Genomic DNA, 15140 nt, shown 5'->3' with positions numbered 1-15140 from the left:
TCCCCCGAAGGCCGCGAGCTTAGGCCGATTGCACCGGCGGCTTGAAGAGGCCCGCGGGCGATACGGTGAAGATCTCGTAGCCCGTCTCGGTGACGCCGATCGAGTGCTCGCACTGGGCCGACAGGGATTTGTCGCGGGTGACCGCCGTCCAGCCGTCGGAGAGCAGCTTCACCGGGTACTTCCCGAGGTTCACCATCGGCTCGATAGTGAAGAACATGCCCGGCCGCAGGAGCTCGCCCGTGCCGGGATGGCCGAAGTGCAGGATGTTCGGCGCGTCGTGGAACACCTTGCCCAGGCCGTGGCCGCAGAAGTCGCGCACCACCGAGCAGCGCATGCTCTCCACATAGGTCTGGATGGCGTGGCCGATGTCGCCGGTCTTGGCGCCGGGCTTCACGGCGGCGAGGCCGCGCTCCAGCGCCTCGTAGGTCACGTCGACGAGCCGCTTGGCCCGCGGGGCCACCGCGCCGACGCCGTACATGCGGCTGGTGTCGCCGTGCCAGCCGTCGACGATCACGGTGACGTCGATGTTGACGATGTCGCCCTCGCGCAGCACCCGCTCGCCGGGGATGCCGTGGCAGACGATGTGGTTGGGGCTGATGCAGACGGTCTTGGTGTAGCCGCGGTACCCGAGGCAAGCGGGCAGGGCGCCGTGGTCAAGAATGAACTCCCGGGCCAGGTCGTCGAGCTTCTCGGTCAGCACGCCCGGAACGACGTGCGGGGTCAGCATGTCCAGGCACTCGGCGGCCAGCTTGCCGGCCTTGCGCATGCCCTCGAAGTCCGCCGGGCCGTGAATCTTGATCTGGCCGGTGCGATGTTCCGCGTCGAGGATGTCGGTCGAAGACATAGGCTACTCCACGATCCCGCCGCGCCAGAGCAAGGCGCCGGCCGCTGGATCGGCTTGAGGCTTAAGTCGCAATCCTAGCACGGAATTTCAACGCCCGGTCGATGGCGGCGTTCAGGCGCGCCGATGAACCGGGCGCGCCCCTGCGTCGTTGTGCGTCCGCTGGCCGAAGCGCCAGCGCAAGGGAGGACTGTATTCATGAGGGCTTATCTCGCACCCGCCGCCGCGTTCCTCGCGGCCGCGAGCCTCGGCGGCGCGGCCGCGGCTCAGACGACGACACCCAGCATCCCCAGCCTGGTCACCGTCGATCTGCGCAATGTGCTGAACGACCTGGCCGTGAAGCTCAATCTCGACCGGGCGAACGTGCCCGTCACCGCCCAGGTGCCGATCACGGTGGCGGCCAACGTCTGCGGCGTCTCGGTCAATGTGCTCTCGGTCTCCACCGGCGGCCAGGCGGTCTGCACCGCCAAGACCGGCTCGGTGCAACTCGCCCAGGCGGTTCAGCAGCAGATGGCGGCCGGCGGCTCGGTCGCGGGCTCGCAGAGCGGCGGGACTTCCGCGGTGGGCGGCACGGCCGTCGGTTCGCTGGGCGGCACGACCGGCCAGACGGCCGCCGGCGGCACCACCTCGACCGGCATGAACTCGACCACCAGCGGCACGACCACGGGCCAGACCACGGGCCAAACGAGGGGCCAGACCACCGGCCAGACGGCGAGCACCGCTCCGCCGGGGACCACAGCGGGCCAGACCGCGACCACGACCACTGGAACAACCGCTACCGCCCAGCAGACGCCGTCGCACACCACGCCGTCAGCCGCCAACGCCGCGAGCGCCAGCGGTACGCCGGCCTCGACCGCCGCCGCCACCGGACCGGGCGCCAGCAGCCGCGCCCCGGGTCACGTCAAGAAGCGGCATCACGCCCGGAGCGCGCGGGCCTACGCGCCCGGCCACCGGCAGTAGCCGCCGACGCATCCCCGGCCCGGCGCTCGGGCGTCGGGCCGTAGCCGGCCTCGTGTGAGCCATCTCGGATGGCCTTCACCTCCTCGATCATCGCCAGGATGTCGCGCCGGCGGCGGCGCATCTCGGCCATGTGTGCGTCGAGCTCGGCGAGCTTGGCTTCCAGGGTCTCGACGAGCCCGACCTTGGCCCGCCGCTCCGCCTCGGGCAGGCGCATGAAGCGCGCGATGTCGGCCAGCGAGAAGCCGAGGCTGCGGCATCGGTCGATGAAGGTCACGATCCTCAGGTCGGTGGCGTCGTAGCTGCGATAGCCGCTCAGCGTCCGCGCGGCCGTCGGCAGCAGGCCGCGCGCCTCGTAGAAGCGGATCTTCGAGGCGGAAAGGCCGGCTCGCCTGGCGAATTCCCCGATGCGCATGGTTTCGCTCGCGTCCTGTTGACCTTCAACCGTGGTTGAAGGTGTAGCCTCCTTTGCGTCGGCCTCGCCAACGCAAATCGCGTCTTGTCCCGGGCAGGGCCGGCGCTCCTCCCACAGGACAGATCACATGCGCATCTTCGTCACCGGAGCCACCGGCTTCATCGGCTCCGCCGTCGTAAAGGATCTCCTCGCCGCCGGGCATGAGGTGCTCGGCCTCACGCGCTCGGAGGAGGGAGCCCGCGCGCTCGCCGCCGCCGGGGCGCAGGTTCACCACGGGGATCTGCAGGACCTTGGCAGCCTCACGGCCGGGGCGGCCGCCGCCGAGGCGGTCATCCACCTGGCCTTCAACCACGACTTCACCCGCTACCTCGACAACTGCGAGGACGACCGCCGCGCCATCGCGGCGCTGGCCGAGGGGCTGGCGCGGTCCGGCGGGCCGATGGTCGTCACCTCGGGCACGGGCATGGGGCGCAGCGCGCCCGGTGAGCCGGCCCGCGAAACCGACCAGCCGGTCAGCGCCGCCCAAGTGCCCCGCGCCGCCTCCGAGGAGGCCGCTGACGCCGCCGTCGCTGAGGGCCTGAACGTCTCGGTCATGCGCCTGCCGCAGGTGCACGACACCCGCCGTCAGGGGCTCGTCTCGCCGATGATCGACATCGCCCGCCAGAAGGGCTTCGCCGCCTATGTCGGGGACGGCGCCAACCGCTGGACGGCCGCTCACGTCTCAGACGTCGCCCCGCTCTATCGCCTGGCCCTGGAGCGCGCCGAGCCCCGCGCCCGCTATCACGCGGTGGCGGAGGAGGGCATCGCCATGCGCGACATCGCCGGGGCGATCGGCCGTCGTCTCGATTTGCCGGTGAAGTCCCTCACGCCTGAGGAGGCGCCCGGTTACTTCGGCTGGCTCGCAGCCTTCGCGGGCCATGACGTTCCGGCCTCCGCCGCCCTCACGCGCGAGCGCCTGAAGTGGACCCCAAAGGGGCCGACCCTGATCGAGGATCTCGAGCGGCTGGAGTTGGCGGTCGCCTGACCGTTGGGGAGGGCTGGGTCGGCGCCGCGGGTTGGTCGATGGAGGACGATCCGCGGCAGGAACCCCAATTTACGGAATGTCAGGACAGCCTAGTGCGGTCATTTTCCGGCGGATCGCCGTACGCATCTGATCCTCGCTATAGGCCGCCGTCGCGCCTGCGAACGGACTGAAGATGTCCGCCGCGACGGATGAGGCGGACGAGGGGCTCGGCACGTTGGCGAAGTCGTGCCGCAGATCGTTGCAGGTGTTGGTCGTCGCCAGCGTCATCTGCGCGACACAAGACTGCAGGTCTGCCTTCACGCGGCCGGCGTCGTCGTTGAACGCCGCGACGTGAGAAATGGCGACGATCTGCCCCGTGTAGACCGCGTGGCAAGCTGGCGTCGCGCCGTCGATCATCTTCTCCAGGTCCGGATTTGGGCTGTTCGGTTCGATGGCCTGAGTGATCACCGGGCACCGGTAGGTGGCGTAGGCCTGCCTGACCCGGCCCTCCTCGTAGAGGTGCTCGCGGACCTGATCCGACATCGACAGCAGCTCGCCGATGCCCTGGCTCAGGCATCCGCCGACCAGGCCGCTGACCGCCTTCAGCGCCTGAACCTGATCGGTCCGCAGCTGGGTGACCGCGAGATCGGGAAACCATGGGTTGGCTTGTGGAGCCGGCGACTGCGCAGCTGACGTTTGCGCCGCAAGCAGGGCCATGCCCGCAGCCGCGAGCAGCAGATTCTTCATTGGATCGTCCCCCTCGATAACAACGGTATTTTCGCGCGGCGCGCTGCGCAAGGCTGGACGACGTCGGCGTTCGGCGGACGCTCGACTGACCCCACGTCAAGGCCCAACAGTGTTCGGCAAGTCGCCCGCAACGAGGCGATCCGCAGGGAGACGCCTATGACGGTCCAGGCCACGGCCCAGCCGACGGACGATGGGATCATGGGCGTCGGCGCCCTCGCGCCAGCCGGTCGAGGATACCGGCGCTATGCGCTCGTCCTGCTGATGCTGATCTACGTCTTCAACATGGTCGATCGCCAGGTGGTGAACATCCTGGCGGAGTCCATCAAGCGCGACCTGGCGCTTCACGACTGGCAGATCGGCATGATGTCCGGCCTGTCGTTCGCCGTGCTCTACACCGTGCTGGGCATTCCCATCGCCCGCTATGCCGAACGCGGCGACCGGCCGCTGATCATCGCCGCCGCGGTCGCCCTGTGGAGCGGCTTCACCGCGCTCTGCGGCCTGGCCCAGAGTTTCGTCCAGCTCGCGCTCATCCGGGTCGGCGTCGGCATCGGCGAGTCCGGCTGCACCCCGCCCGCCCTGTCGCTGATCGCCGACACTGCGCCCAAGGAGAGCCGCGCCTCGGCCATTGCGATCTACATGCTCGGCGCGCCGATCGGCAGTCTCCTGGGCGTCGCCTTCGGGGGTCTGGTGGCGGACGCCTACGGCTGGCGCGCGGCCTTCATGATCGTCGGCCTGCCGGGACTGCTGCTCGCCGCCGCCGCGGCCGCCACCCTGCGCGAGCCGCGGCGCGGGGCGCCCAAGGCCAGCCTCGCCGCGGCCGAGACGGCGCCGTCGCTCCGCGACACCCTGAGGGAGCTCGCCGGCAAGCGCGCCTACTGGCGGATGGTCGCCGGCGTCACCCTGCAAGCCTTCATCTCCTACGGCGCGCTTGCCTTCACCGCCTCCTTCTTCCTGCGCAACTATTCGGCGGAGCTGGCCGAGGCCTCGGCGCGCTTCGGCCTCAAGAGCGTCGGCCTACTGGGGCTCGGACTGGGCCTCGCCAGCGGCGGCACGGCCATCGTCGGCACCCTGCTGGGCGGGCGCCTCGCCGACCGCTTCGTGGCGCGCGATCCGCGGGCTTACGCCGTGATCCCGGCGGTCGGCGCGATCGCCGCCCTGCCGTTCTCCCTGGCGGTCCTCAACGCGCCCTCAATGACGATCGCCTTCGCCCTCCTGCTGGCGCCGGGCCTGCTCAGCGCCATGTGGCTCGGCCCTTCCTACGCCTCGGTGCAGGGGCTGGTGCGGCCCGAGAGCCGGGCCACGGCCACCGCCATCCTGCTGTTCATCGCCAACCTGATCGGCCTCGGCCTCGGCCCGCTCGCCGTCGGTCTCGTCAGCGACCTGCTCCATGCCCGCGCCGGCTTCACCGAGGCCGCCGCCATCAAGTGGTCCCTGACCGGCTTCGCCCTGCTCGCCCTGCCCTGCGCCTGGGCTTTCTGGTCCGCCGGCAAGACCATGCGCGAGGATCTGGTGAGCTGAGGGCTCAGGCCTTTGCGCGCCGGCCGAGTTCGACGAGGATCCGGTCGGCGCCGTCGGAGAGTTCGCGGACGATGTCGGCGGCGGGCTGGGCCTGGCGCACCCCGCTCACGCCCTGGCCGGCCCAGAGCGAGAGGGCCTCGATGGCGCCCTCGGCGTCTGGGCCGGGCGTCGCCGCCTGGTATCGCGAGAGGGGCCCGCGGGGCGTCCTCGCGAGAGGCTCGCCTTCGCCCGGACGCGCGCCGGTGACCGGCGAACCCGCCTGCAGCCAGGCCTCGTAGGTGGTGTTCCGCAGGACGCGGTGCGGGGCGTCCGGCCAGCCCAGGTCGAAGAGGCTGGTGTGCACCGTGGCGGTCTCGTCCGCCGCGATCAGGCGCGCGCGGTAGGCCGGGTGGATCTGCGCCTCCTGGCTCGCCAGGAAGCGGGTGCCGACCCAGGCGCCCGCCGCGCCGAGCGCCAGGGCGGCGGCGAGGCCGTGGGCGTCGCTGATCCCGCCGGCGGCGAGCACCGGGCGGTCGGGCGCGGCCTCGACCACCGCGCGGACCAGCGGCAGGGTGGCGACCTCGCCGAGCACGTGGCCGCCCGCTTCCCAGCCCTGCGCGACGAGGACGTCGACGCCGGCTCCGGCCGCGGCCCTGGCCATGGCGCCGCTGGCGACGGTGCTGGCGACGAGCGCGCCGGCCGCGTGGCAGCGCGCGACGAACGGCGCCGGATCGCCCCAGAAGAACGAGATCAGCCGCACGCCTTCCTCGAGGCAGACCGCGAGCCGCTCGTCCTGCGGGAAGGCGAGCACCAGGTTGACCCCGAACGGTCGCGTCGTCAGTTCGCGCGTGCGCCGGATCTCCGCGCGCACGGCCTCGGGCGGATGCCACGAGAGCGCCAGCATTCCGAGACCCCCGGCGTTGCTGACGGCGGCGGCGAGTTCGGGCGAGGTGGCCCCGCCCATCGGCGCCTGGACGAGCGGCGCCGCGACGCCGAGCAGATCGGTGAAAGCCGTTTTCATGGCTCGGAGCTTAATCTCTTCATGCGAGCCGTCACATCATCAGGATCCGCCAGGTGAGCGACAGCCTTCCGACATCGGAGCGATCGGCGCGCTACCAGCTCGCCTTCCTCACCGACGAGTGGGAATGGGAGGCCGACCTCGTCGCTCCCGGGCCAGATCAGGCGCGGGCGGCGGCGCGCCAGGCGCTGCTGGATCTGGTCCGCAAAGAAAAGCCGGCGCTCGCCTGCGTGACCCTGCTCGAAGGCGCGGTGAAGGTCGGGGTCTGGGACTGGGTCCAGGAGCAGGCGGTCTGGACGCCGCTCTGAGGCTGCGGCCACGCTCAGCCGCCGGTCTCATCCACCTCGATCATCACCGGCTTGCCGCGGGACAGCGGCTCCCATCCGGCCGCCACTGCCGAGGCGATCGCCTTGGCCACCAGGGCCGGCTTGATCTGGGCCGCCTTGAGTTGCGGCGCGCCGAACCTCGGCTGCGGGCCGACGGGAAACTCCAGCACCGCCTCGCGCTGGCCTTCCTTGTGTCGCGCGGCGATCGCCATGCCGCGCCGCTCACTGGGATCGCTCGACCAGTGCGGCTTGCGTTGCAGCCACCAGACGTAGGTCTCCCCGTCGACCACGATCTCGAACTCGTCGGCTGGTTTGCTGCGCGCCATGCGGGGGGAATTAGCGCGGTTGGCCAGGCGAGGCCACCGGCAGGGCGAAGCTCGTGCAGGTGCGCGGCTCAGTTCTCGTGATGTGCGTCCAGGCCTTGGGCCGCCTGCCGCACGCCTTCCGCATAGGTGACGAGGCCCAGCTCGGCGGACACGCGCTCGCGCACCCGTGGGACGTCCTCGGCCGTTCGCGCCTGCGCCGGCGAGGCCTGGGTGGCCCGCACATGCGCGAGCCGCTCCGCCAGTCCCGCGTCGACCTCTTGCGCCAGAACGGCGCGCACCTTGGACAGGTCTCCGGTGGCGACGGCAGCCTCCGCCGCCGGGATCGCCGGCCCATGGTCGACTCCGGCGGGCTTCAGGCCATCGTAGGGCGCGCCTTCGCCCTGGCGGTGCAGCCGGACGACCGTCTCCATGAAGCTCCGATCCGCCAGGGCGCGGGCGTCCGGTCCCAGGCTGCGGACCTTCAGCGCCCGCTCGAACTGGGCGCGGATCTCGGGTTCGGCGGCGGCCGGCGCGTAGGGCAGGGCGATGTTCACATTGCGCTCTTGCAGAGCCGTCGTGGCGGCCTGGGCGACGGGCCCGTCGATGGCGTCGCAATGGGCCCAGGCGAAGGCCGGCAGGGCGACCGCCGCTGCGACAGCGGCGAGCAGCCGGCTGAAATGGACGCTCATCGGAGTCCTCCTTGCTTGAACCCTAGGAGGGTGTCCCGAAGGGCGCCTTGACGGGGATCAAGCGCAGCGCTCCGTCACGCGCGCCTGGGATCAGTCCCGCCGCCACGGCAGGCGGCTGCCAAGCGTCACGCCGGCAAGGCCGATGTCGCAGCCGTAGACCAGCACCTCGACGCCGGCGTCCGCCGCCTGGTCGAGGCTCCTGGCGAAGGCGGGATCGAGCTCGCGGCAGGCGGCGAAGCGCTCGCAGTCGGTGCGCTGGACCACGAACAGGACCACCGCGCGGTGACCTTCCGCCACCATAGCCTCGAGTTCCCGCAGGTGCTTGGCCGAGCGCGCCGCGACGCAGTCGGGGAATTCCGCCAGCCCCGGCGTGCGCATCAGGTGGACGTTCTTCACCTCCAGCCAGCAGGGCGCGCGGTCCGGGTGTTCGAGCAGGAAGTCGACCCGGCTGTTCGCCCCATAGCGCACCTCGCGCCGATGGCTCGTGTAGCCGGCGACTTCGGGAATGGCGTCCGCGGCCAGGGCTTCGGCGACGATCCGATTGGGGTGGAGGGTGTTGATGCCTACCAGCGCGCCGTCGGCCTCGACCAGTTCGAGGCTGTGGGCGAGCTTGCGCTTGGGATCGTCGGATTTCGATAGCCAGCAGGTCAGGCCCGGCGTGTTGAGCCCAAGCATGGCGCCCGGGTTCGGGCAGTGGGCGGTCACCGCCCGCCCGTCGTCGAGCAGTACGTCGGCGAAGAAGCGCTTGTAACGCTGGGTGAGACGGCCGCGGACGAGCGGTTGCGGAAGGTCCATCGGGGGCTGTAGTCGGAGGGATCGGAAGACGGCTTCATCTAGGCGAGGACAGGCGCGATGGCGAGCGGCGAGACGGGCGATCGGGTGACGGCCGCGGTGCTGATCATCGGTGACGAGATCCTCTCGGGCCGCACCCAGGACACCAACCTGCGCGATATCTCGCGTTACCTTGGCACCTTCGGCGTCGACCTCGCCGAGGCGCGGGTGGTGCCGGACGTCATCGAGGAGATCGTCGCCGCGCTGAACGCATTGCGCGAACGCTACGACTACGTGATCACCACGGGCGGCATCGGCCCGACCCACGACGACATCACCGCGGACGCCATAGCCGCGGCCTTCGGCGTCGAGCTCTACGAGCATCCCGATATCCTGGCCCTGATGACCGCCCGCTGGGGCGGCGAGCTCAACGCGGCGCGCCGGCGCATGGCCCGGGTGCCGGTCGGCGGCGACCTGGTGAAGAACCCGGTGCAGGGCCCGCCGGGCTTCACCATCGGCAACGTCTTCGTCCTGGCCGGGGTGCCGCAGATCATGCGCGGCATGCTCGAGGACGTCGGCCCGCGCCTGCGCACCGGGGCGGTGACCATCTCCCGCACCGTGCGGGTGGAGGGCTCGACCGAGGGGGTCATCGCCGCGCCGCTCGAAGGCGTCGCCCGGGCCCATCCCGCCATGTCGCTTGGCAGCTATCCGTTCTTCGGACCGGACGGCTACGGCTCCAACCTCGTCCTGCGCGGCCGCGACCCGGAGGAGGTGGCGGCCACCGTCGCCGAGCTGATGGCGGTCCTCAAGGACGCCGGCTGCACGAACGTGAAGGAAGTCGAGCCGGGCGCCTGAACGGGCTGCAACCCAGGGTTCGAAGCGACACTGATTCGACCTGTGGATAAGTCTGTGCATTAATGCCGCCTTCTCGAGGCGCGGGGGCGATGCGCGCGTGAAAACCTTGGCGGTGGTGTCCCGCAAGGGCGGGGCCGGGAAGACGACGGTCGCGGTCAACCTGACCCTGGCGGCCCGCGCCATGGGCGTGAAGGCGGTGCTCGCCGACGCCGATCCGCAGCGTTCGGCCAGCGAGGTGCTGAAGGGCCGCGAGGACGGCGCCAGCCTGGTCTTCGAGACCAGCGCCGCCAAGCTGTTCGCCCTGATGGAAGCCTCGCGCCGCTCGGGCGCCGAACTGCTGGTCATCGACACGCCCGCCACGCCCGAGCAGGACGTCGCCGAAGCAGTGAAGATCGCCGACCTATCGATCGCCGTCGCCCGCCCGACCTATCTCGACCTCGCCGCCGCCGTGCGTTCGGTGGCCATCGTCCAGCGGCTCGGCCGCGACGGCGTCATCGTGCTGAACCAGTGCGCGCCGGCGCGCCGGCGGGTCGAGCCGCCGCAGGTCGTCAAAGCCTGCGAGGCGCTTCGCTTCGCCAGCCTGCCGGTGGCGGCCGTGGCCCTGCGCAACCGCGTCGTCTACCAGACCGCCTTCGCCCAGATGCGTTCGGTGCTGGAGCTCGACGGCGCCGAAGCGGCCTCGGCCGAGGTCCGCGCCCTGTTCGCCGAGGTCTGGCGTCGCCTACGCGGCGAGGCGGGCGCGCCGGTGCGCAGCGCCAACGACGATCTCGGTGAGGTCGGCGCTCACCTGGGCGCGGCGCGGATGGCCGCTGGCCCGGGCCTGACCCTGGCCCCGATCGCTTGATTAGGGCTGGGCCGCGGCCACCGGTTCGGCCGGGTGGCCGCCGACGTTGAGCCCCGCGACCCCGATCGCCGCGGCGATCAGCCCCGCCAGGCATGCGGCCACGAAGGCGGCCGTCACCGCCACCTTCGGTCGGTTGCGGTAAAACCAGCGGTTCAGGCGGTACTTCAAGTCGCCAGAGCGGCGCCCGAGCCGCTTGCGGACCGTCACTTCAGGCATGGCCGCGCCCCTTCTCCCCGGGACGGACTCCTAGCCTGTCGGGCGCAGCCGCGCCACGGCCGACGAAATCGGCGAGATGTGGGCGTGCCTGTCTCTCAATTGCGCCTTCGAACGTCAGCAGTCGGAGCATACCGACGACTCAAATGAAGGGGGCGAGCAGGCGCGGCCGCGTTCAAGGCTTCCGTTTTGGGGGCGGCTGGCGGTATCGTACCGGCCATTCGGGGAGCGGGGCGGATCGGACGCCCGGCAATCGAGCTTCCCGCCAGTGAGGGTCCGATGTCCGCCGGCTCCAGCGCAACGGCCGAAACGCCGCCGAGGCCAGATGTCCCCACCATCGGTGCGCCGGGTCGCGCGCCGACCCGCCGCTACGAGGCGCGGCGCAACGCCATCCTGGCCTCCGCGGTCCAGGAACTGAACCATCGCGGCCTGCGCGGCATGACGCTAGGTGAAGTGGCCGCCCGGCTCGACCTCGTGCCGACCGGCGTCATCTACTACTTCAAGAACAAAGAAGAGCTGGCCTCGGCCTGCTACATGCGCGCCCTCGACCGCTTCGAGGCGCTGATCACCGACGGGCTTTCCGAGACCCTGCCGCAGGCCAAGGTCGAGCGGTTCATCCGCGCCTTCTTCGACTTCAAGCGCGAGGCCGAAGAGGGGACGGCCGAGCGGATCGCCATCTTCAGCGACGTGCGCACCCTGAACGCGGCCGCGGTCAACGAGCGCTATGTGGAGATGTTCCGCCACCTGCGCCGGCTGCTCGACGGCCCGGGCGCGACGCGCCTGCCGAGGCTCCACCGCAACGCCCGCGCCCACCTCCTTCTGTCGGAGACCACCTGGGCGCCGGCCTGGCTGCGGGACTTCGAGCTCGCCGACTACTGCCGGGCTGCGGCGCGGATGTCGGCGATTCTCACCGAAGGATTGGCGGCGCCGGGCGCGGCCTGGCCGACGCCGCGCAAGCTCGACCTCACCCACGCCGACGATCCCGACGCGGACGCCTCGTCCGAGCTGTTCCTGCGGGCGGCCACGGAGCTGATCAACGCCGAGGGCTACCATGGCGCGTCGGTCGAGCGGATCTCGGCCCGGCTCAATGTCTCGAAGGGCGCCTTCTACCATCACAACGAGACCAAGGACGAACTGGTGGTGGCCTGCTTCCAGCGCGCCTTCGACATCATGTGGCGGGCGATCCGCGCCGCCGAGCAGGGCGGGGTCTGCGGCCTCGAGGTTCTGGTCTCCTTCTCCGCCGCCCTGGTCGAGCACCAGCTCGGCGGCGGCGCGCCGCTGCTGCGCACATCGGCCCTGGTGACCGTGCCGGAGTCCATCCGCCCGGCGCTGATGGCCAAGTTCGACCGCCTGTCGCGCCGTTTTGCGTCGATCCTTTCCGACGGCATCGCCGACGGCTCGATCCGCCCGGTCGACGTCAACGTCGGCGCCGAGCTGATCACCGGGATGATCAACGCCGCGGCGGAGCTGCACGACTTCGCCCCCGGCCTGACGCCGGAGGCGGCCACCGACCACTATGTGCGGCCCCTGTTCGAGGGGCTGCTGTCGGCGCCGGCGGGCGCCTAGCCGACTTCCGGGGCCTTGGCCTCCGCCTCGAGCGGCAATGCGATGGCCCCCTGCTTCAGCAGCTCGGCGGCGCGCGCCGGATCCACCGGCTCGCTGAAGTAGAATCCCTGCGCCTTGGTCGAGCGGCCGATGGACAGCAGCAGCGAGCGCTGCTCGTCGTTCTCCACGCCCTCGGCGATGACCTTGATCCCCAGCTCCCGCGCGGCGCCGATGATCGCCCGCACGGTCGCGGCCTGGCCGGTGTCGTGGGTGGCGTTCTCGATGAACTCGCGCGCCACCTTCAGGTGGTTCACGCGATAGGCGCGCAGGTAGTCGAAGGTCGAATACTCGGCCCCGAAGTCGTCGAGCGCCAAACGCACGCCCGCATCGGCGAGCCGGTCTAGGATGTCGTTCTGCGCCAGGGTCACCTTGGCCAGCATGGATTCGGTGACGTCCAGCTCCAGCTCGCCGGGAGCCATGCCGTGGCGCTCCAGGGTGTCCTTGACCAGGCTGAAGAACTCCCCGCCGTTCTTGAGCTGGTGCATGGCCACGTTGACCGCCATCACCGGCGGGGCGAGGCCGGCCTTCTTCCAGGCCGCCATCTGGGCGCAGGCGTTCTCCAGCACCCAGCGCCCCAGTTCGTCCATCACGCCGCTGGACTCGGCGATGCGCAGGAAGTCGCCGGGCTTCAAGAGGCCGCGGTTCGGGTGCTTCCACCGCACCAGGGCTTCCATGCCGACGATCTTGCCGGTCAGCAGCTCCACCTGCGGCTGGTAGTCGAGATAGAGCTGGCCCTTGCGGATCGCCTTGCGCAGGTCGGTGGAAATCGCCACCCGCTCGCTGACCTGTTCGTCCAGGTCGTCGGAGTGGAAGCGGTACTGGTTGCGACCGTCCTCCTTGGCCCGATAGAGCGCCAGGTCCGCCTGCGAGAGCATGACGTCCGGGCTCGTGGTGTTCGGCGCGAAGGGGGAGATGCCGACGCTGGCCGTGACGTGCAGTTCGGCGCCGTCGATCAGATAGGGCTGGCCCAGGGCGTCGACGATCGCCTCGCCCAGGGCGCCGGCGTCGGCGGCGTCCGCCACCTCGGTCTGCAGCACGGCGAACTCGTCGCCGCCCAGCCGGGCCACCACGTCAGTCTCCCGCACCCGGCTCTTCAGCCGCTCGGCGGTCTCGCGCAGCAGCTTGTCTCCGACCGGATGGCCGCGGGTGTCGTTGATGTCCTTGAAGTGGTCGAGGTCAAGGTAGAGCACCGCGAACGGGTGGGCGCCGCGCTTGGCCGCCGCGAACGCCTGGTGCAGGCGCTCCACGAAGGTGGCGCGGTTGGCCAGGCCGGTCAGGGAATCCGTGCGCGCCAGCAGGGCGATCTTCTCCTCGGCCGCCTTGCGCTCGGTGATGTCGATGATGATGCCTTCGATCTCGACCAGCCGGCCGACCTCATCGCGCACCAGGGTGTAGCGGTTCTCCACCCAGCGGAACCCGCCGGACGGCAGGATGAGGCGGAACTCCACCGTCGCGCCCGAAGCGTTGCGCTCCATCAGTCCGGCCATCGCCTCGTTCAGCTTGGCCTGGTCGTCGGGGTGGACGATCTGCTGCAGGAAGTTGTTGGCGGCGACCAGCGTCTTGGGGTCGTAGCCGAACTTGGTGACGTTGTGGCTGATGTAGGTCAGCTGCAGCTGCGGGTCGCCCTTCAGGCGGTAGAGCACCGTCGGGCTGTTCTGGACGATGGTGTTGGCGTCGGCCAGTTCCTGCAGGTAGCGGGCGCGGGCGGTCGAGACTCCCATCAGCCCGGCGAGGGTTTCCAGGGTGTCGGTCTCGGCCCAGGTCCAGTTGCGCATCGTGGGGTTGGAATCGACGAACCACATCCCGCCCCACAGCCGGCCCTCGATCATGATCGGTACGAACAGGGCCGAGGTGGTGTGCGAGGGCTCCATCAGGGCGCGCAGCGGCGGGGTGAGGTCGTCCATGCCGAGGACCGTGCGGTCGCCGACGATGGCCGCCGAAGCCAGCCGCGGCAGGGCCAGCGTCAGGTCGGCGCCGTTCAGCAGCGGATGGTCACGCAGGCGTTCGACGCCGGGCGCGCACCACTCCTGAACCACGCTGGAGAACAGGTGAGCGTCTCGCCCGACGGTGATCTGGGTCAGCTGCACCCGGCCCACGGCCAGGGTCTGTCCGATCAGCTCGAGCACGCGGGCGATGGCGTCGTCCAGGTTCAGCGAGCCGAGCAGCTCGCCGGCGCTGCGCGTCACCGCCTTCAGCATGGCGTCGTGAGCGTGCAGCTCCTCCTGGGCGATGCGCCGGTCGGTCAGCTCCTTCTCCAGCTTGACGTTGGTCTGCTGCAGCTCGGCGGTGCGCTGGCGCACCGTCTCCTCCAGCACTTGCTGGTGCTGGGCGAGCTTGGTGTCGCGGTCCTGCACGACCGCCAGCATGGCGTTGAACGACTGGGCGAGCACGCCGATCTCGTCGCGCGTCGCCGGCATGGCGCGCAGGCTGTAGTCGCTGGTCCGCGACACCCGCTCCATGGTCGTCGTCAGATCGCCGATCGGGCGCACGATGCCGCGCTGCACGCGGCCGACCACCAGAGCGTAGGTGATGAAGCCCATCAGCGCGACGACCACCATGACCACCAGGTCGTTCAGCAGCTTCTGGTACAGCTCCGCCAGGTCCATCTCCTGGTACAGCACGCCGAGGCGCTGGCCCTGGAAGACGATCGGCTCGACGCGCAGGGCGTGCGTGCCGCTGCGCTGCAGCCGCGCCGCGGCGGGCGGCGGCCCGGCCAGGTGGGCGGCGGCGGATTTCGCGTCGCCATAGACGGCGAACAGCGCGCCCTGCTGGTCGTAGATCGCGCCATAGACCACATGCGGCGTGGAGCTCAGGCCGGCCAGGGTCTCCGTCGCCGCGCGGCTGTCGCCGAACAGCAGGGCCGGAGCGGCGTTGGCGGCGATGATGTGGCCGGAGGTCTCCAGCTGCACCGACGCGCGCTGGCCCCAGTCGCTGACCTCCTTAACCATGCCGACGCCGGCGAAGGCGGCGAGGAGCAGGGCGGTGATCCCCGCCGAAAGCGCGAAGAGCTTGCGCCCGATGGGCATGTCCCGCAGGGCGCTCAGGCTGATCATG

16 protein-coding genes are annotated in these 15140 nt (G+C 70.8%); 7 read left to right on the top strand and 9 right to left on the bottom strand.

From position 1 onward, the window contains the following. Window positions 1–19 precede the first annotated feature (19 nt). Window positions 20–844: a type I methionyl aminopeptidase gene (map, locus tag DJ017_RS16265; RefSeq protein ID WP_111529700.1), complete on the bottom strand. Its 825-nt coding sequence runs from the start codon at window positions 842–844 to the stop codon at window positions 20–22. Window positions 845–1039: 195 nt separating this feature from the next. On the opposite strand from map, the gene DJ017_RS16260 reads away from it, so the two are divergent. Beyond that, a complete protein-coding gene (locus tag DJ017_RS16260) occupies window positions 1040–1801 on the top strand; it encodes a hypothetical protein (protein WP_111529699.1) in 762 nt (253 codons plus the stop codon). Here DJ017_RS16260 and DJ017_RS16255 read toward each other — a convergent pair. Next, window positions 1743–2213 (bottom strand): MerR family transcriptional regulator, encoded by a 471-nt coding sequence (locus DJ017_RS16255; RefSeq protein WP_111529698.1) that lies wholly within the window; start codon window positions 2211–2213, stop codon window positions 1743–1745. The two genes, DJ017_RS16260 and DJ017_RS16255, sit on opposite strands and share 59 nt — an antisense overlap. 127 nt (window positions 2214–2340) lie before the next feature. On the opposite strand from DJ017_RS16255, the gene DJ017_RS16250 reads away from it, so the two are divergent. Beyond that, the gene (locus DJ017_RS16250; RefSeq protein WP_111529697.1) at window positions 2341–3237 is read left to right on the top strand and encodes an SDR family oxidoreductase; all 897 of its coding nucleotides are present in this window, start codon (window positions 2341–2343) and stop codon (window positions 3235–3237) included. 69 nt (window positions 3238–3306) lie between these two features. Here the strand turns inward: DJ017_RS16250 and DJ017_RS16245 are convergent, their stop codons facing one another. Beyond that, window positions 3307–3963, bottom strand: a complete 657-nt coding sequence (locus DJ017_RS16245; RefSeq protein ID WP_111529696.1) for a hypothetical protein — start codon at window positions 3961–3963, stop codon at window positions 3307–3309. Between the two features lie 156 nt (window positions 3964–4119). On the opposite strand from DJ017_RS16245, the gene DJ017_RS16240 reads away from it, so the two are divergent. Continuing rightward, window positions 4120–5481 (top strand): spinster family MFS transporter, encoded by a 1362-nt coding sequence (locus DJ017_RS16240; protein ID WP_227000175.1) that lies wholly within the window; start codon window positions 4120–4122, stop codon window positions 5479–5481. Between the two features lie 4 nt (window positions 5482–5485). On the opposite strand, the gene DJ017_RS16235 is transcribed toward DJ017_RS16240, so the two are convergent. Beyond that, window positions 5486–6481, bottom strand: a complete 996-nt coding sequence (locus tag DJ017_RS16235) for an NAD(P)H-dependent flavin oxidoreductase (RefSeq protein WP_111529695.1) — start codon at window positions 6479–6481, stop codon at window positions 5486–5488. Between the two features lie 53 nt (window positions 6482–6534). Here DJ017_RS16235 and DJ017_RS16230 point away from each other — a divergent pair, with 53 nt between their 5' ends. After that, on the top strand, window positions 6535–6786 hold the full coding sequence (locus DJ017_RS16230; RefSeq protein WP_111529694.1) for a hypothetical protein: 252 nt from the start codon (window positions 6535–6537) through the stop codon (window positions 6784–6786). Window positions 6787–6800: 14 nt separating this feature from the next. Here DJ017_RS16230 and DJ017_RS16225 read toward each other — a convergent pair whose 3' ends face one another. The 3 genes from DJ017_RS16225 to sfsA all read right to left on the bottom strand — a co-directional run bounded on the left by DJ017_RS16225 (window position 6801) and on the right by sfsA (window position 8593). Further along, window positions 6801–7130, bottom strand: a complete 330-nt coding sequence (locus DJ017_RS16225; RefSeq protein WP_111529693.1) for a hypothetical protein — start codon at window positions 7128–7130, stop codon at window positions 6801–6803. Between the two features lie 68 nt (window positions 7131–7198). After that, window positions 7199–7798, bottom strand: a complete 600-nt coding sequence (locus tag DJ017_RS16220; RefSeq protein WP_111529692.1) for a DUF6448 family protein — start codon at window positions 7796–7798, stop codon at window positions 7199–7201. Window positions 7799–7888: 90 nt separating this feature from the next. Further along, entirely contained in the window at window positions 7889–8593 is a 705-nt protein-coding gene (gene sfsA / locus DJ017_RS16215) for a DNA/RNA nuclease SfsA (protein WP_111529691.1), read from the bottom strand. 57 nt (window positions 8594–8650) lie between these two features. Between sfsA and DJ017_RS16210 the strand changes: the two genes are divergently transcribed. Both DJ017_RS16210 and DJ017_RS16205 read left to right on the top strand, forming a co-directional pair. Continuing rightward, on the top strand, window positions 8651–9424 hold the full coding sequence (locus DJ017_RS16210) for a competence/damage-inducible protein A (protein ID WP_111529690.1): 774 nt from the start codon (window positions 8651–8653) through the stop codon (window positions 9422–9424). Between the two features lie 97 nt (window positions 9425–9521). Then, window positions 9522–10268 carry a ParA family protein gene (locus DJ017_RS16205; RefSeq protein ID WP_111529689.1) on the top strand — a complete coding sequence of 249 codons (747 nt, stop codon included), beginning with the start codon at window positions 9522–9524 and terminating at the stop codon, window positions 10266–10268. On the opposite strand, the gene DJ017_RS16200 is transcribed toward DJ017_RS16205, so the two are convergent. Continuing rightward, window positions 10269–10484, bottom strand: coding sequence for a hypothetical protein (locus DJ017_RS16200; RefSeq protein ID WP_111529688.1), 216 nt, complete (start codon window positions 10482–10484; stop codon window positions 10269–10271). Between the two features lie 276 nt (window positions 10485–10760). On the opposite strand from DJ017_RS16200, the gene DJ017_RS16195 reads away from it, so the two are divergent. Continuing rightward, complete coding sequence (locus tag DJ017_RS16195; RefSeq protein ID WP_111529687.1) at window positions 10761–12047, top strand: TetR/AcrR family transcriptional regulator; 1287 nt, start codon at window positions 10761–10763, stop codon at window positions 12045–12047. Here the strand turns inward: DJ017_RS16195 and DJ017_RS16190 are convergent. Then, window positions 12044–15139 (bottom strand): bifunctional diguanylate cyclase/phosphodiesterase, encoded by a 3096-nt coding sequence (locus tag DJ017_RS16190; protein ID WP_165830656.1) that lies wholly within the window; start codon window positions 15137–15139, stop codon window positions 12044–12046. The genes DJ017_RS16195 and DJ017_RS16190 overlap by 4 nt on opposite strands. Window position 15140 lies beyond the last annotated feature (1 nt).

It is taken from the genome of Phenylobacterium soli, from assembly GCF_003254475.1.
In the GTDB taxonomy this organism is placed as follows: domain Bacteria; phylum Pseudomonadota; class Alphaproteobacteria; order Caulobacterales; family Caulobacteraceae; genus Phenylobacterium; species Phenylobacterium soli.
This window is presented reverse-complemented; position numbering and strand designations above follow the sequence as displayed.

Coding starts and splice junctions, on each gene's coding strand:
- DJ017_RS16245 (WP_111529696.1), bottom strand. CDS start 3,963: ATGAAGAATCTGCTGCTCGCGGCTGCGGGCATGGCCCTGCTTGCGGCG.
- DJ017_RS16195 (WP_111529687.1), top strand. CDS start 10,761: ATGTCCGCCGGCTCCAGCGCAACGGCCGAAACGCCGCCGAGGCCAGAT.
- map (WP_111529700.1), bottom strand. CDS start 844: ATGTCTTCGACCGACATCCTCGACGCGGAACATCGCACCGGCCAGATC.
- DJ017_RS16255 (WP_111529698.1), bottom strand. CDS start 2,213: ATGCGCATCGGGGAATTCGCCAGGCGAGCCGGCCTTTCCGCCTCGAAG.
- DJ017_RS16190 (WP_165830656.1), bottom strand. CDS start 15,139: ATGATCAGCCTGAGCGCCCTGCGGGACATGCCCATCGGGCGCAAGCTC.
- sfsA (WP_111529691.1), bottom strand. CDS start 8,593: ATGGACCTTCCGCAACCGCTCGTCCGCGGCCGTCTCACCCAGCGTTAC.
- DJ017_RS16225 (WP_111529693.1), bottom strand. CDS start 7,130: ATGGCGCGCAGCAAACCAGCCGACGAGTTCGAGATCGTGGTCGACGGG.
- DJ017_RS16260 (WP_111529699.1), top strand. CDS start 1,040: ATGAGGGCTTATCTCGCACCCGCCGCCGCGTTCCTCGCGGCCGCGAGC.
- DJ017_RS16210 (WP_111529690.1), top strand. CDS start 8,651: ATGGCGAGCGGCGAGACGGGCGATCGGGTGACGGCCGCGGTGCTGATC.
- DJ017_RS16200 (WP_111529688.1), bottom strand. CDS start 10,484: ATGCCTGAAGTGACGGTCCGCAAGCGGCTCGGGCGCCGCTCTGGCGAC.
- DJ017_RS16240 (WP_227000175.1), top strand. CDS start 4,120: ATGACGGTCCAGGCCACGGCCCAGCCGACGGACGATGGGATCATGGGC.
- DJ017_RS16250 (WP_111529697.1), top strand. CDS start 2,341: ATGCGCATCTTCGTCACCGGAGCCACCGGCTTCATCGGCTCCGCCGTC.
- DJ017_RS16235 (WP_111529695.1), bottom strand. CDS start 6,481: ATGAAAACGGCTTTCACCGATCTGCTCGGCGTCGCGGCGCCGCTCGTC.
- DJ017_RS16220 (WP_111529692.1), bottom strand. CDS start 7,798: ATGAGCGTCCATTTCAGCCGGCTGCTCGCCGCTGTCGCAGCGGCGGTC.